Source organism: Acinetobacter sp. 24-47-64 (genome assembly GCF_057737055.1).
On the sequence record NZ_CM173215.1, the window covers coordinates 505,845 to 521,920 of the forward strand.

Here is a 16,076-nt window from a genome sequence, read left to right on the forward strand (position 1 = left end):
GATGAAAAGCATAGCTTGTATAGAGCTATGTTGAAATGAAATCAAAACTTGAAATTTAAAGACAATACAGCATTTCGACCTTCAGCTTCAGTTGCATAATGCGAAGCATAAGCTTTCGTGAAATAGCGTGTATCTGAGAGATTATTGACGTTCAATTGAAGATCAATATCTGAATTTACTTGATAGCGAGCCATGGCGTCATAACGAACATAGCCTGGTACAAATTTGGTATTTGCAGCATCTCCATACACTCGATCCATAGCTAAAACACCAGCACCTAATTGTAATTTAGGGAGAACTTGGTAAGTTGTCCACAAAGTGGCAGAGTGTTTTGCGACATTTTGGACTTGGTTACCATTAGTTGGGCTAGCCGAATAACTTCCATCGCTATTTTTGACATAACCTGCATCAACAATTTCACTATCTAAATATGTGTATCCTGCAGATAAAGCCCATTTATTTGTGATATTGCCGTTTAAGCCTAATTCAACGCCATCAACACGTGTCTCACCAATATTTCTTGTAAATCCATCACTATCTAAAGCGCGAGTATTTTCTTTTTCTGTACGAAAAATAGCAGCTGTGAGATTAATTCTGTTATTCAAAAGGTCCCATTTGGTTCCGATTTCATAGGTTTTGACTTCTTCAGGTTTGAGGTTGTTAATTGCTCTTGCTTGTGCATCAGTCGTATTTCGTCCTGGGACACTTAACCCTTCTGAACCATTACCAGCATCGATTCCAACGGGATTAGCTGAAGTCGCATAGCTTGCATAAATTGATCCATTTTCTCTTGGTTTAAAGGTTAATCCAACTTGATAATTGAAGAAATCGTGTTTTGAATTATATTTTGTTCCTGCTTGAATTGCTGAAGTGCCTGAACCAGTATCTTGATTGTATTTCATTTCAGTTTCGAATTCATCCCAGCGAATACCAAGGTCAAGGAGCCACTGAGGATTAAGCTCAATATTATTTAGGGCATATACTGATTGTGTTTCAGATTTAATCTTCATGACATTTGGATTCGCTTGAACTTTACCTAGCCAAGCATCATTCGAATTGGGGTTATAAAGATCAGTACACCAACCATTTGAAATATTTAATGAGCATGCATTATTAGCACCACTACCGCCTATTAACGTGGTATTAGGGTCGGTTACAATGTTTGTGCCGCGTTCAGAATCTTGTTTACTGTATTCAGCACCCAAATTGAAATTATGTTTTATGATGCCTGTTTGGAATTTACCTGTTAATGCGAGTTGATCTGTAAAACTGTCAGTGGTTGTTAGGTTGGTATTTAGACGACGCCAAACTTTTCCATTTGCGACGTTGCCCTGACTGTCATCTGGTTGAGTCCATAAGTAATTATTTTTTGATTTGCTTAAGACAGCAGTATTCGTCAAGCTTAGATTTTCGCTAAAATCGTGCTCTAGCTTAAGGGTCCCACTTTGATTTTCTTGCTTTTGAAAATCACGATTTAACCAACCGTAGTATGTACCCTGTTTAACATCAACGGGTGAGCCGACGGTCGCTTTTCTGTCAGTGTCGTATTTATATGGAATACCTGAATCTGGCTTATCATCAGACTTTAGGTAGTAGTAGGCTAGTGTCGCTCGAGTGGGCGTGTCTAACCCAAAGCTAATACTTGGTGCAATACCAGCACGTTCATATTCAGCGCCATTATGTTGTCCCGCTTTTTCATTCTGGTGACCCATTGCCACGACACGAGTCGCAATACCATTCCCAAAATCTTTATTTGCATCTAATGTGATACGTGCATAAGCATCAGTACCGCCAGCAACAGAGCCTTGGAAAGCATCTCCAGATTTGGCTAATTTGGAAATTAGGTTAATACTACCACCCGTAGAACCTCCACCACCTAAAGTAGAGGCGGAGCCTTTGGTGACTTCAACCTGTTCGACAGCAAACATTTCACGGTTTTGAGAAGTAGAGTTTCTTACACCGTCAACGTACATTGAACTTTCAGAGTTATAACCACGGATAAATGGACGGTCACCATTTGGGTTGCCACCTTCGCCCGCACCAAGTGTAATTCCTGGAACAGTTCTTAAAGCATCAGACAGCGTAGTCACTTGAGTATCTTGTATCTGTTTTTGAGAAATAACAGAGATTGATTTGGGAGTATCGAGTAGGGGAGCAACGTATTTAGCGTTTGAGGATTTGTCGACTTTAAATGACTGCTCTGATTGAGCCTCTGATTTAATTGTTTCTAAATGCGCTGTATCTTCTTGTGCAAAAGTTTGACCTGAAATAACAGCCAATGACGTTGCTATAGCAGATGAAACGATTTTTTTACGTGTTGTGATAAAGGCCATGTTTAACCTGATATGAATTTGTTTTCAGGTTGAGAATAATAATGATTCTTTTTTAGCTTTAACGGATCTTAAAATTGATATTTGCGATTTAAGTCAAACTAAATAACGGAAGCTTAAATGTAATAATGTAATATTATGTATATAAGTAAATGAATTTAAATAATATTGGAAAAATTAAAGTTTCTACATTTTTGTATGGCTATTTTTAATAGGGAATTTTATTAAAATAAAAAACCCTGCTAGCGCAGGGTTTTGCTAGAGAGAATCTACCTAGAATTAGAAATCATATGAAATAGATAACCAGTAGTTACGACCAGCTAAGTATGTGCCTTCAGAGCTACGTCCAATTGAAAGATATTTATAAGCTTGTTGAAGATCGCCGTTAATATCTACATATTCCATATTTTGAGTAAAGTCTTTATCCAATAGATTGTTTACTGCAGCATTAATACGAATTTTATCGTTCAGTTGATAACTTGCACCAAGATTAAATAAATTATAACCAGAAAATTCGTTATTGGTTTGTTCCAAAATACTAATTGAGCCAGCGTCTGTAGGTTCACTAGTAAATCGAGGACGACCAGATTGATATTCATGTTGTAACCATAGGTCTAAAGAGTCATTAATGTGCCAAGTAGATGTTAGGCTAGCTAAATGTTTCGCAGTAGACTCTAAAGCATATCCTTTGTCTTGACCTTTAGTTATTTCTGAATCGGTATAGGTGTAAGCCGCTTTTAAGCTCCATTCTGGAATAATTTGATAATTTAGGGATGTCTCTAAACCATAAATTTCTGCTTCATCCGTGTTGAAACTCTTGCTATAAGAAGTTGCTTTATCACTAAGATTAGAGCAATCATTGGTGTTACAACTGAACGTTCTAGAAACGATCTTGTCTTCAACAACGTTGAAGAATGCAGTTGCTGTAAGGTTAAAATTATCAGAAGGTTGATAATTAAATCCAAGCTCATAGTTGATTGATGTTTCAGGATCTAAATCTGGATTTCCAAGACTCGGTGTAGCACCTTGACCACTATAACCATTGATTCCGTCGTAAAGATCCTTAGCGGATGGTGTTTTATAACCTGTACTTACGCCACCTTTGATCGTTAGTGCATCATTGGTGTTCCAAACTAAATAAGCCCGCGGACTAAATTGTCCACCAAATCCGCTATGATCTTCGAAGCGACCACCGAATGTGAAAAATAAGTTGTCTTTGAGTTGCCATTCATCTTCAGCGTAGAGAGACCAAGTATCCTGTGTAAATTCTTTTCCTATACCAGCAATATCATCTGCAATGGTTGTATCTTTGTATTCAGTACCAACTGTCAATTTATGACTTTTGATTGGTGCAACAATATGAGAGTCAATCACAAGATCTTTATTTTCGAGTTTTCGAGCTTGACCTGCTAACTCTGGGAATGCATCTGTTGGAATGGTGCGACCTTGGGTCTCTGTTGTGTTATGGCTTAGATAAGTTTTCCACAAACCAAAATCATAGTTACCATCATGACCAAGTGCAAATTGAGTTCGATTGAACTCAAGCTCATCGTTATAGCCTGCGATACCACCACGAGAAATAAAGTTTCCTAAACGTTGATCTGTGTTGTCATAGCGTTGGCTAGAATAAAAACCATCGATCCATAAAGCATTTTGTTCATCTAATTTAAAGTCTAATTTTGCACCATAATCATAATTATCTGCTTTACTTGGGCGTGGATCACGGCTAGTCGAACCCTCAACAATACGTTCAGAACGTTGACGATCCAAATAGCTACCTCTTAATTGTAAACCTAAGCGGTCATTAATAAGTGGACCATTAATCACAAAACTAGATTTCCAAGAGTCTGCTTCAGCATTACTTTCCATAATGTTGCCACTCGTTGTGACATTTGCTGACCACTGATCTGCAACTTTTTTAGTAATGATATTGATCACACCACCCATTGCTTCTGAACCATAGCGAGTAGCCATTGGTCCACGGATAACTTCAATTCGCTCAATAGCGGCTAGAGGCGGTAAAAAACTATTAGAGGTTTCACCAAAGCCATTAGGTGTTACATCTGATGAGGTTGTTTGACGGCGTCCATCAATAAGAACTAAGCTATAGTCATTACCAAGACCACGCATCTTAACGTTAAGGCCAGATGTTTTCCCAACTCCAGAACGAATATCAATACCAGGGACATCTGATAAAAGATCAGCGATGCTTGTCGCATTTTTCTTTTCAATATCTTCTTTAGTTACAACACTAATAGATGCAGGTGCATTTTTAATATCCTGCTCAAAACCCGCAGCAGAAACGACAATTGTCGAAAGTTGATGAGCACTACTTTCATTTGTGGTATTTGCAAATGTTACACCGCTAGACAAAGCGAATAATGCAACTGTAAGAGGTTGAAGCTTAAACTTACTCATATTATGTTCTTCCGCTGGTATGAGTGATGCTTGAGGGCATGATCAAATTTGATGCAAATATTAATGATAAACTTTATCATTTGCAATAAAAAACAAACAATAATTAAGAAATATGAATTGAATATGGTCAAACCTTGTGAGCAAAAAAATATTCTCAGGTTCATAAAAAAGATGGTTTGAAAAAGGTATTTTGTATATCTTTGATTGTTGTCATATAATGTGGCACTTTAAAAATTGCAATTACTATTTCTATATCGAGGAAGCCATGCAAGTAACTTCTGAAGCGGTTTCGGGCGTAGCCCGTCGTTTAAATGTATCTGTACCGACGAGCCGTGTTAATGAGCAATTCGAAGCTCGTTTAAAACGTACTGCTAAAACAGTTAAGATCAACGGCTTCCGTCCAGGTAAAGTGCCTTTAAATGTTGTTCGTCGTGAATACGGCGCGAGTATTTACCAAGAAGTGGTAAATGATGTTATTCGTGACACAGTATTCGAAGCAATTCAACAAGAGAAAATCAATGCTGTAGGCATGCCTAACATTGAAAAAGTTGAAAACAAAGAAGATGCTTTAGTTTATGAAGCAACTGTTGAAGTTTACCCAGAAGTTTCAGTTAAGTTTGACGGTTTAGAAGTTGAACGTAAATCTACTGAAGTAAATGATAAAGATGTAGATCAAATGATCGAAAATCTTCAAAAGCAACGCGCGACTTGGACTGAAACAAAAGGCATGGCTAAAAAAGACATGCAAGTTACTTTTGATTTCGAAGGTTCTATTGACGGCGAAAAATTTGAAGGTGGTTCTGCTGAAGACTTCAAACTTGTATTAGGTTCTGGTCGTATGATCCCTGGCTTCGAAGACGGTATCGTTGGTATGAAGAAAGGCGAAGAGAAAGTAATTGATGTAACTTTCCCTGAAGATTACCAAGCAGAAAACCTTGCAGGTAAATCAGCTCAATTCAAAATCACAGTTAAGCTTGTTGAAAAACAAAAGCTTCCTGACGTAGATGCTGAATTCCTAAAAATCTTTGGTTTAACTGAAGAAGAAGGTGTTGAGAAGTTAAAAGCTGACGTTCGCAAAAATATGGAACGTGAAGTGAAAAACGGTCTTCGCAATCAAGTGAAAGGTGCAACTTTTGATGCGCTTGTAGCTGCAAATGAAATCGAAGTACCTGCATCTATGTTGTCTCAAGAAATTGACCGTCAACGTCAACAAATGATCCAACAGTTTACTCAACAGTTTGGTGCTCAAGGCGCTAAAGCATTTGATTCAAGCATGCTTCCAGATGAATTATTCAAAGAGCAAGCTGAAAAATCAGTAAAATTAGGTGTTTTGGTGAGCAGTATTCTTGCTGAAGCAAAAATCGAAGTTGATCAAGCACGTGTAGAAGCTTATATCGAAGATATGGCGACTTCTTATGAAGATCCTACAGAAGTTATTGAATACTTCAAAAATGATAAGCAACAACGTGCACAAATCGAAGCTGTTGTTTTAGAAGACCAAGTTGTAGATCACATCTTAGCGTCTGCTAAAGTAACTGATAAAGCTGTTAGCTATGAAGAATTGTTGAAAGAACAACAAGCTCGTCAACAAGGCTAATCGGTTATCCGAAGGAAGAGGCGCTTAACGCGCCTTTTTTCTTGTAAAAAATATGGATCAACTTGTCCTGTATTCACAAAGCCTAATTAAAAAATATCTGATATTTAATGGTGAATATTTTGCATTTTCGACAATTATCCCTCATATTGTGAAAATGTATTGAGTGACAAAAAATTCAGGAATAAATAACGTATGTATGTTCCAACAATTGATAATGCTTTGGTTCCAGTTGTCGTAGAGCAATCATCTCGTGGTGAGCGTTCTTTTGATATTTTCTCGCGTCTTTTGCGCGAACGTGTAATTTTCTTAACGGGTGAAGTTGAAGACAATATGGCGAACTTAATCGTTGCGCAAATGTTGTTCTTAGAAGCTGAGAATCCAGAAAAAGATATTCATCTGTACATTAACTCACCTGGTGGTTCAGTGACTGCGGGTATGGCAATTTACGATACAATGCAATTCATCAAACCAGATGTCGTGACATATTGTATGGGCCAAGCAGCCTCAATGGGCGCTTTTTTATTGAATGCTGGTGCTAAGGGTAAACGTTACTGCTTAGAAAACGCTCGTGTTATGATTCACCAACCATTGGGTGGTTTCCGTGGTCAAGCTTCAGATATTGAAATTCATGCACGTGAAATTCTATTTATTAAAGAGCGTTTGAACCGTCTAATGGCTGAACACAGTGGCCAAGATTATGAAACTGTTGCACGTGATACAGACCGTGATAACTTTATGACCGCTCAAGCTGCAAAAGAATATGGTTTGGTCGATGAAGTTTTAACGAAACGTCCGCAACTTTAAGCTGTAAAGCATAGAAATTTATTTGGAGTGAAGATGTCTGAAAATCCTCAAGGACAAAAGCATTGTTCATTTTGCGGTAAAACGCAGTCTGAAGTGGGTAAACTCATTGCAGGCGAGGACGCTTACATTTGTAATGAATGTGTAGATGTATGCTTAGATTTAGTTCAGACGAGCCAGCAAGTCGAAACTGGTGAATGGGCAACTCGTCCATTACCTAAGCCGCATGAAATTCGTGCAGCTTTAGATCAATATGTGATTGGTCAAGACACTGCGAAAAAAACGCTCTCTGTTGCGGTATATAACCACTATAAACGTCTTAAAGTGACTCAATCAACTGCAAAGTCAGAAGATCGTGTAGAACTTGCTAAAAGCAATATCTTACTCATAGGACCAACAGGTTCGGGTAAGACTTTGTTGGCGCAAACTTTAGCGCGCTTATTAGATGTGCCATTTGCGATGGCTGATGCAACGACATTAACTGAAGCTGGTTATGTTGGTGAAGATGTTGAGAATATCGTTCAAAAATTGCTACAAAAAGCAGATTACGATGTTGAGAAAGCACAGAAGGGTATCATTTATATCGACGAGATCGATAAGATTACCCGTAAGTCTGAAAATCCTTCAATAACACGTGATGTTTCAGGTGAAGGTGTTCAACAAGCGCTTTTAAAAATGATCGAAGGCACGGTAGCTTCAATTCCACCTCAAGGTGGTCGTAAGCATCCACAGCAAGAGTTCATTCAAATTGATACGTCTAATATCCTGTTCATCTGCGGTGGTGCATTCTCTGGTTTGGAGCGTGTCGTGCAACAGCGTCAAGAAAAAGGTGGAATTGGTTTCACTGCTGACGTGAAGACTAAAGATGACTCTAAGAAGTTATCTGAATTATTTAGTCAGGTAGAAGCTGCCGATCTTGTGAAATTTGGTTTAATTCCTGAATTCATTGGTCGTCTGCCAGTGATTGCAACGCTCGAAGAATTGGACGAAGAAGCATTAATGCAAATTTTGACTGAACCAAAAAATGCATTAACGCGTCAGTATCAATACTTGTTCGAAATGGAAGATGTTGATCTATTATTTGAAGATTCAGCATTGCGAGCTGTTGCGAAAAAAGCACTTGAGCGTAATACAGGTGCACGTGGTTTACGTTCAATTCTTGAAAACGTCTTACTCGATACGATGTACGACTTACCAAGTCGCTCTGATATTGGTACTGTTGTGATCAATGAAGCTGTGATCAATGAAAATGCTGAACCAGAATATCGAGCTGAGCGCCAACCTAAACAAGAACAACAAGTTGAAGAAAAGGTCGATTTAAAGATTTTAGATACTAAATCTGCTTAATTGATTGTAATTCATCTGAAACGCGTAAAAAGTCCCACTTTTTGCGCGTTTTTTGTTTTTAATCTCGGATTGAGATGATAATCTAACGATAACAAAAACATGACATAGAATAAAAAGTATTCGTGATGAGGGATAATCATGCGATCAACCGTAGCAGTGTGTGCTTTGAGTCTGTTTCTTGTGGCATGTCAGACACATAAAGGGCTTAACGAAAATAATCAAATTCATGTGGTTTCAACGTTAAAACCGGTAGATTTTAGTGAGAAAAAAACTTTTATATCTCAGAAGCTAGATCAATATAAAGTTGCAGGATTTGATCTGGGCTCATGGGTAAATCAAAAACCAGGACAGTTTTTCAGCCGTGTAAAACCTCAACATCAGCAAGCCGCAGTGTTGTATCTGTACCGTCCTGATAGTAAGTGGAATCGTCAGGAAATTATTGCACCGAGTTTTTTTCTAAATGGTAAGCGCATTCCGAGTTTAATCAGCAATCATTATTATTGGATAGAGCTGGCTGAAGGGGATTATCAACTTAGTATTAGTCGACCTTTAACTGTGATGCATTTTCAAAAACCTTTGGTTGCAAGTTTTAGTGTTAAAGCGGGGCAGCAGTATTTCTTAAAATATGAAGAAGAACAGTTTCGAGGTGGACCAAATGGTAGTGAAGATCTCCTCAGAGTTGGACCATTGATGCAAATGCCAACAAAACAGGCATTAAGAGAAATTGGCATGACTCAGTTGAAAACGCCTGGGCTTAACTATGTTGCCGTTATTCAACCGAACGGAACATTGCAAAAATCAAAAGAAAAAATTAAAAATAAAGAATATAAAGCCAGTGATGATGTGCGCTTAACAGAACCTTTTAAGATATATGATCCACGCACATGGTAACTCTGATTCAGCAGAATGGTTTTTAGCTTATTTCGAGTCAGTATGAATACTTTGTTTTTGTAGTTGTTCTAATTTCTTTTGGACTTCAGCAAAATTCTTTTCTGTAGATTGTAAAGAGCCTGCAAGTTGTTGATTCAGGATTTTCATGGATTCTTGAGCAACAAGTGGACCTTTATTTAAAATGGATTGACCTGTTGGAGAGGAATAAAAGTCGATCTGGGCTTGAACTTCTTGGGCATCATAGACATCTTTATAAATTTTGAGATAGATCGGTTTAAGTTTTTCCCAAGAAGTTTGCTTAATATTTTCTTGGTGAATTTTATCAGCCAGCTCATTGGCAATAACTTGTTGTTGTGGTGTTAATTTTTCGGCCTTAACAATATTTTGAACAATGCTATAGGCCTGTTGATCAATTTGAGGTCGGATTTGTTTAAGTGTACTTTGTAAGAGCTGATCTAAATTCAATACTTGTATGAGTTTTTCGATTTGTTGATCAGTCGCTTGAGCTGCCATAACCGCAGGTGAGCAGATCATGCATCCGCTCAAAAATAATGTTCTTAAAATTTTCATGAGTATTCTCGGTATAAAAAAGCACCCTAATGATAGAGTGCTTTTTGAACTTGAGACAAGTCGAATATTATTTATTGTGCAGCTGCATCTACAACTGGAATTTTACCAATTTTAGCCTGCCAAATTTTTGGTGCAGTTGCGTGAACTGATGTTCCGTTAACGTCTACTGCAACAGATACAGGCATATCTTTAACCACGAACTTATAGATTGCTTCCATACCTAAATCTTCAAAAGCGACAACTTCCGCTTCACGAATTGCTTTAGATACGAGATATGCAGCACCGCCTACAGCCATGAGGTAAGTTGCTTTATTGTCTTTGATAGCTTCAATCGCAGCAGGACCGCGGTCCGCTTTACCGATCATACCGAAAAGACCAGTTGCTTCTAAAACTTGACGTGTGAACTTATCCATACGTGTTGCAGTTGTTGGACCTGCAGGACCTACAACTTCGTCACCCACTGGATCAACAGGACCAACGTAGTAAATGAACTTACCTTTAAGGTCTACAGGAAGCTCTTCACCGTTGTTTAACATATCAACCATACGTTTGTGCGCAGCGTCACGACCTGTATAGATTGTACCGTTAAGAAGAAGCGTATCACCTGGTTTCCAAGAGTTCATTTCTTCTTGTGTGATGTTATCTAAGTCAACACGTTTAGAAGAAGATGAGTCCCAAGTGACTTCAGGATAGTCTTCAAGTTTAGGTGCAATAATATTCGCAACACCTGTACCGTCTAGTGTGAAGTGTGCGTGACGAGTCGCAGCACAGTTCGGGATCATACCGACTGGTTTACCCGCAGCGTGACAAGGGTAGTCTTTAATTTTGATGTCTAGAACAGTCGTTAAACCGCCAAGACCTTGTGCACCAATACCCAGCGCGTTTACTTTCTCGAAGATTTCGATACGAAGTTCTTCAAGTTTATTTTGTGGACCACGACGAAGAAGCTCGTCCATGTTGATCTCTTCCATCAATGCTTCTTTAGCAAGCATCATGGCTTTTTCAGCTGTACCACCGATACCAATACCGAGCATACCAGGAGGACACCAGCCTGCACCCATGGTTGGTACAGTTTTCAGTACCCAGTCCACGATTGAATCAGATGGGTTTAACATTGCAAGTTTAGATTTATTTTCTGAACCACCGCCTTTTGCTGCAACAGTGATATCTACTTTGTTACCTGGAACAAGTTTATGGTAGATCACAGCAGGGGTGTTGTCTTTCGTATTCTTACGGCCAAAAGCAGGATCAGCAAGTACAGATGCACGAAGTACGTTAGAGTTTTCTAAGTAACCTTGGCGAACACCTTCGTTAATCGCGTCGTCTAAGCTCATTGTTAAATCAAATTTAACGTCCATGCCCACTTCAACGAATACGTTGACGATACCAGTATCTTGACAGATCGGACGGTGACCTTCGGCACACATACGTGAATTGATTAAGATTTGTGCGATCGCATCTTTGGCAGCTTTGTTTTCTTCACGGTCATACGCACGACTCATTGCTTGGATGAAGTCTTGTGGATGATAGTAAGAAATGAACTGAAGCGCATCTTTAACGGATGTGATCAAGTCGTCTTGCTTGATAATAGTTGTCATACAAATATCTCTTGAGCGGGCTGATAGCTAGCGGGCTAAATTATAAGACAAAATGATTAAGTTGTGGCTGTTTTGCTGAGGATTTGACCGAAAGTTTACGAGAAAGGTGGGCTGTTCTAAAGGTTTTGCTTGATATATTCATCATATCTGGAGTGAACTTTCCAGATTGGGCTATTTGCTTCCACTGTTGGTATTTTGGGGGTATTACTGTAGCTGCTATCTATGCTCTACAATAAGATCGAGTTGTAAGCTTTATATTCGCTTTTTTGTGTAGAGGTGTCTAAAAATCATCGACCTATCAAGTTAATTTACCTCTTCATTTATCCACCTTTAAAGAAGGCAAGTTCTAAAGCACGATATTCAGAAATCTGATACCCGACTTTGTTTTGCATTAAGTAGTAAAATTTTTCAAACATCATCTCATTTTTCAACTGATCAAGAAGTGTCAAATATGCTAAATACGTTTCTGGTTGTTTAAAAATTTGATGATGGGGCTTACTCTCGCTTAAAAATCTGAATACTCGGCTATCCCAAATTGCATATTGTTCGGGGTGAATAAAGTGCAATAGTTTAGATACGCTCACCAGTGAATTATTGAACGCACTTTTGAGAATTTTAAGCTCTTCAACTGTGATGCGATGACCCTGTTTGAATTTATTCAAAATAAGGATTAGATCATCTGCTGAAGTTAAATCAATTTTTTTTTAAATCGTAGGCATCCATGAATAGGTGAAGCTGATCCCGATCACAATGTCATCTAAAGTTAGGGTTTCGCTACTTTTGAAAAAGTTCAAAAAATAAGAATAAGCAAGTAAATAGTTTTCCTGATCTTTGTTAAATTGATTTGCGATTTCAAAGATTTGTTTAAATATTTCTGAATGACTTTTCAATGTTAAGGGCATATGACTATCATTTTAATATACAGAAAAAACAAATCTATTTGATTTTATTGATGTCTCAAAATAAAAAACCACCCCATCTTTCGAAAGGGTAGGTAACGCGGAGACATCAATTGTTAGAAGCTTAAGATGCCAATTGTTGATCTGCTTGAATAGCAGTGAGTGCAATAGTGAATACAATGTCATCAACCAAAGCACCTCGAGATAAGTCATTGACTGGCTTATTCAAACCTTGCAACATTGGTCCAACACTCACCACATTGGCAGAGCGCTGAACAGCTTTATAAGTGGTATTACCTGTATTAAGATCTGGGAAAATAAAGACATTGGCACGTCCAGCCACTTGAGAGTCAGGAGCCTTAGAACGTCCCACACTTTCGACAGATGCAGCATCATATTGAAGGGGGCCATCGATCAATAAATCTGGACGACGTTCTTTTGCGATGCGTGTTGCTTCAGCAACTTTTTCAACATCAGCACCTGTGCCAGATGTACCAGTTGAATATGAAATCATGGCAATACGTGGATCAATACCAAACGCTTTGGCTGAATCGGCAGATTGAATCGCGATTTCAGCAAGTTGCTCTGCATTAGGATCTGGATTGATTGCACAGTCACCATAAACATACACTTCATCTGGTAATAACATAAAGAAAACAGACGAAACTAAAGAGTAATCAGGTGCCGTTTTAATCAACTGAAATGCAGGGCGAACTGTATTGGCTGTGGTATGAACTGCACCTGAAACTAATCCATCCACTTGATCTAGTGCTAACATCATCGTTCCAAGAACTACTGTATCTTGTAACTGTTCTTTCGCTTGCAGTTCATTTAACTTGCCTTTACGCAACTCTACCATTGGCGCAATATAGTTGTCGCGGATGAGGTCTGGATCAATGATTTCTAAATCATCAGGTAATTCAATCCCTCGAGCTTTGGCTACATCTAAAACTGCTTCTGGTTTTGCCAGTAAGATACAGTGAGCAATACCACGTGATTGGCAGATCGCGGCTGCTTGAATCGTACGAGGTTCATCACCTTCAGGAAGAACAATTCTTTTCTTCGCTGCAATTGATTTTTGTACCAACTCATGACGGAATGCAGATGGAGAAAGACGTGGTTGGTATGAGCCATTCAGCAACTGCGTTACCCAATCCGCATCAATATGGCTAGATACAAATCGAGTGACTTGTTCAGCGCGAGCAGTATCATCTACAGGAATTTCATTGCTTAAATTAGCCAATTGAGTCGCTGTTTCAAATGTACTCAGTGGTGTGTGTAAAATAGGTAAGCCCTGTTTTATCGCAGCTTGGCAGAAAGCCAGTACTTGTTGATTAGGCGCATAATGTTCAGTCAGTACTAAACCTGCAAGAGGAATACCATTGCTGCTTGCTAAACTACTTGCAAGTAATACATCAATACGATCTGATGCGCTAATAATCAGTTCACCTGCCGTGAATTTGTGCAGTTCGCGCTCGATATTTGAAGCGATCAAGCTACTATGCAGAACACGTCGTTGTGCAGCCTCACCTAAGTTAATCCATTCTGCTTGAATATGTTGCGCGATATCAGACATTCGCGGCACACTTAAAGTATTACTAAATGGTACTAATGCAATAACAGGAAGTTGTTCGGAACCAATCAGTGGATGTGTTTTTTGAATTTCCCCAACAAATTGTTGAGTCTCTTGTGTCAGACGAAGATTTGGATCAATGGTCACTGGAATCTGTGCAGACTCCTCAGACAGACCTTTGGTTCGCATGAAAAGCACACCAGCTGTTCGGTTGCTGTTTGCTCCACCAAAATTACGTAATTGGGTTTCAACTTTTTCTGCTGTATAGGCTGGTTGTTTGATATCAGCATTGCTCACAATGATGACTTTCGCATCTAGTGCCTGAGCAAGTTGAGCATTCAGTTCAGATGCAAAACTATCACGGCTGTTTGGAACTAACCCTTCCACAATAATAAGATCATGTTTTTTAGCAATTTGACGATGTAGACGAACAGCTTCTTCTAATAACTCATCACTTTCATCAGCATTTAATTGCTGAACTACATTTTGATATGAGATTGGTTCAACTGTTTCGTTCTGAGAAACATGGCGGAATAACGCTGTGGTGCGATCGAAATTTTCAGAATGTACTTCTTGTGAAAACGGCTTAACAAAACCAGCTTTTACACCTTGACACTCAAGTGCATAAATTAAGCCTAAACACGCTGATGTCAGACCTACACCTTCACCAGTTGGAACAAGTACAATTGTTTTCATATCATCAAAATCTATATCTAAAAATAAAAAAGAAATATGTAAATATGTCTGAGCGGGCGACTACTTAAGCAGTCGCGGTTTCAAGTTCAGACTTTTTTTCAGATGAATTCACATCTCCGATTTGATTCACCACATGTTCTGTTTCTTGTGCAATACGTCCTTCTTCATCTGTAGGAATGACCCAAATTTGCGGACCAGTACCTTTATCAATGCGACCTTCTGTACCGCGAGCTAATTGGTCATTTTTTTCTTTGCTAAAGTTAAAACCAAAATGTGGCAAATAAGATAATGTTTTTTCACGGATAAATGCTGAATTTTCACCAATACCACCTGTGAAGAATAAGCCATCAAGACGAGGTAAACCACAGCTGAGTGCTGCTAATGATTTAGCAAGACGATAGCAGAATACTTCAATAGCAAGTGCAGCATCTTCATTGCCTTCTTCTGAAGCTTCGATAAGTGTTCGCATATCGTTTGACAGGTTTGAAAGTCCTAATAAACCAGATTGGCTATTGAGCATTCTGTCAATTTTGTAAATGTCCCATCCTAGGTTTTTGGCTAAAAAATTATGTAAACTTGGGTCTACATCACCACTACGGGTACCCATCACTAAACCTTCGAGTGGCGTTAATCCCATAGAGGTATCAACACTTTTACCATTCCAAATTGCACAAGTAGAACTACCGTTGCCTAAATGAGCGGTGAGCCAACCACCTTCACGGAAACTACCAGCAAGCTCAGAACCACGATCTGATACATAGGCATGGCTCGTACCGTGGAATCCATAGCGGCGAACATTATGTTCAGTGTATAAAAATTTTGGTACCGCATAACGATAGGCATGCGCTGGCATTGTTTGATGGAACGCTGTATCAAACACTGCAACTTGCGGTAAGTCTGGGAACAAACGTTTAGTCGCTTCGATCCCAACGAGATGTGCAGGATTATGTAATGGAGCTAAAGGTGTTGCTTCACGGATTTTTTCAATAATTTCATCGGTGATTAACTCTGCTTGAGTTAAAGAACCACCATGTACAATACGATGACCAATGGCATCAGGCTTGTGATTCGCTAAGCGAGATAATCCAACTTCAAGTGCTTCTTTATGGTCTGCATTTGGAATACGAATATCAACTGGTTCGTTGCCTACAGTCACGCCTTTGATGCGCGCTTCTGGCGTACCTAAGTTTTCAGCAAGACCATGAATTCGGAAATCTTGATCTTTAAGTAATAATGCAAACTTGATCGAAGAAGAACCGCAATTGATGATAAGAACTGAATGAGGCATGGTGTGTTCCTTTACTGGCAATTTTAATATTTCGTTTGTTTTCTTCCAAATGAACAAAAAATGTTATT

11 protein-coding genes are annotated in these 16,076 nt (G+C 38.8%); 4 read left to right on the top strand and 7 right to left on the bottom strand.

Annotation, left to right across the window (positions count from 1 at the left end):
* Positions 1 to 41: 41 nt before the first annotated feature.
* Positions 42 to 2,333 carry a TonB-dependent receptor gene (locus tag AC1M85_RS02505; RefSeq protein ID WP_488213490.1) on the bottom strand — a complete coding sequence of 764 codons (2,292 nt, stop codon included), beginning with the start codon at positions 2,331 to 2,333 and terminating at the stop codon, positions 42 to 44.
* A 276-nt stretch (positions 2,334 to 2,609) separates the two neighbouring features.
* The gene (locus AC1M85_RS02510) at positions 2,610 to 4,748 is read right to left on the bottom strand and encodes a TonB-dependent receptor domain-containing protein (protein WP_035265267.1); all 2,139 of its coding nucleotides are present in this window, start codon (positions 4,746 to 4,748) and stop codon (positions 2,610 to 2,612) included.
* Positions 4,749 to 5,013: 265 nt separating this feature from the next.
* On the opposite strand from AC1M85_RS02510, the gene tig reads away from it, so the two are divergent.
* From tig to AC1M85_RS02530, 4 genes are all read left to right on the top strand, one after another.
* The gene (tig, locus tag AC1M85_RS02515; RefSeq protein WP_180028337.1) at positions 5,014 to 6,345 is read left to right on the top strand and encodes a trigger factor; all 1,332 of its coding nucleotides are present in this window, start codon (positions 5,014 to 5,016) and stop codon (positions 6,343 to 6,345) included.
* A 192-nt stretch (positions 6,346 to 6,537) separates the two neighbouring features.
* Positions 6,538 to 7,149, top strand: coding sequence for an ATP-dependent Clp endopeptidase proteolytic subunit ClpP (gene clpP / locus AC1M85_RS02520; protein ID WP_035265270.1), 612 nt, complete (start codon positions 6,538 to 6,540; stop codon positions 7,147 to 7,149).
* Between the two features lie 33 nt (positions 7,150 to 7,182).
* On the top strand, positions 7,183 to 8,493 hold the full coding sequence (gene clpX, locus AC1M85_RS02525; RefSeq protein WP_179998657.1) for an ATP-dependent protease ATP-binding subunit ClpX: 1,311 nt from the start codon (positions 7,183 to 7,185) through the stop codon (positions 8,491 to 8,493).
* Between the two features lie 138 nt (positions 8,494 to 8,631).
* On the top strand, positions 8,632 to 9,384 hold the full coding sequence (locus tag AC1M85_RS02530; protein WP_488213491.1) for a DUF2846 domain-containing protein: 753 nt from the start codon (positions 8,632 to 8,634) through the stop codon (positions 9,382 to 9,384).
* Between the two features lie 27 nt (positions 9,385 to 9,411).
* On the opposite strand, the gene AC1M85_RS02535 is transcribed toward AC1M85_RS02530, so the two are convergent.
* The 5 genes from AC1M85_RS02535 to AC1M85_RS02555 form a co-directional block, all read right to left on the bottom strand.
* Positions 9,412 to 9,954 (bottom strand): DUF2059 domain-containing protein, encoded by a 543-nt coding sequence (locus AC1M85_RS02535; RefSeq protein WP_035265277.1) that lies wholly within the window; start codon positions 9,952 to 9,954, stop codon positions 9,412 to 9,414.
* 71 nt (positions 9,955 to 10,025) lie between these two features.
* Positions 10,026 to 11,552 (bottom strand): fumarate hydratase, encoded by a 1,527-nt coding sequence (locus AC1M85_RS02540; protein WP_035265279.1) that lies wholly within the window; start codon positions 11,550 to 11,552, stop codon positions 10,026 to 10,028.
* A gap of 320 nt (positions 11,553 to 11,872) precedes the next feature.
* Entirely contained in the window at positions 11,873 to 12,214 is a 342-nt protein-coding gene (locus AC1M85_RS02545) for a hypothetical protein (RefSeq protein WP_481593308.1), read from the bottom strand.
* Between the two features lie 361 nt (positions 12,215 to 12,575).
* Positions 12,576 to 14,720 (bottom strand): phosphate acetyltransferase, encoded by a 2,145-nt coding sequence (gene pta / locus AC1M85_RS02550; RefSeq protein ID WP_488213492.1) that lies wholly within the window; start codon positions 14,718 to 14,720, stop codon positions 12,576 to 12,578.
* A gap of 64 nt (positions 14,721 to 14,784) precedes the next feature.
* The gene (locus tag AC1M85_RS02555; RefSeq protein WP_481588683.1) at positions 14,785 to 16,008 is read right to left on the bottom strand and encodes an acetate/propionate family kinase; all 1,224 of its coding nucleotides are present in this window, start codon (positions 16,006 to 16,008) and stop codon (positions 14,785 to 14,787) included.
* Between the last annotated feature and the right edge of the window lie 68 nt (positions 16,009 to 16,076).

Coding starts and splice junctions, on each gene's coding strand:
- AC1M85_RS02555 (WP_481588683.1), bottom strand. CDS start 16,008: ATGCCTCATTCAGTTCTTATCATCAATTGCGGTTCTTCTTCGATCAAG.
- pta (WP_488213492.1), bottom strand. CDS start 14,720: ATGAAAACAATTGTACTTGTTCCAACTGGTGAAGGTGTAGGTCTGACA.
- AC1M85_RS02535 (WP_035265277.1), bottom strand. CDS start 9,954: ATGAAAATTTTAAGAACATTATTTTTGAGCGGATGCATGATCTGCTCA.
- clpX (WP_179998657.1), top strand. CDS start 7,183: ATGTCTGAAAATCCTCAAGGACAAAAGCATTGTTCATTTTGCGGTAAA.
- tig (WP_180028337.1), top strand. CDS start 5,014: ATGCAAGTAACTTCTGAAGCGGTTTCGGGCGTAGCCCGTCGTTTAAAT.
- AC1M85_RS02510 (WP_035265267.1), bottom strand. CDS start 4,748: ATGAGTAAGTTTAAGCTTCAACCTCTTACAGTTGCATTATTCGCTTTG.
- AC1M85_RS02530 (WP_488213491.1), top strand. CDS start 8,632: ATGCGATCAACCGTAGCAGTGTGTGCTTTGAGTCTGTTTCTTGTGGCA.
- AC1M85_RS02505 (WP_488213490.1), bottom strand. CDS start 2,333: ATGGCCTTTATCACAACACGTAAAAAAATCGTTTCATCTGCTATAGCA.
- clpP (WP_035265270.1), top strand. CDS start 6,538: ATGTATGTTCCAACAATTGATAATGCTTTGGTTCCAGTTGTCGTAGAG.
- AC1M85_RS02540 (WP_035265279.1), bottom strand. CDS start 11,552: ATGACAACTATTATCAAGCAAGACGACTTGATCACATCCGTTAAAGAT.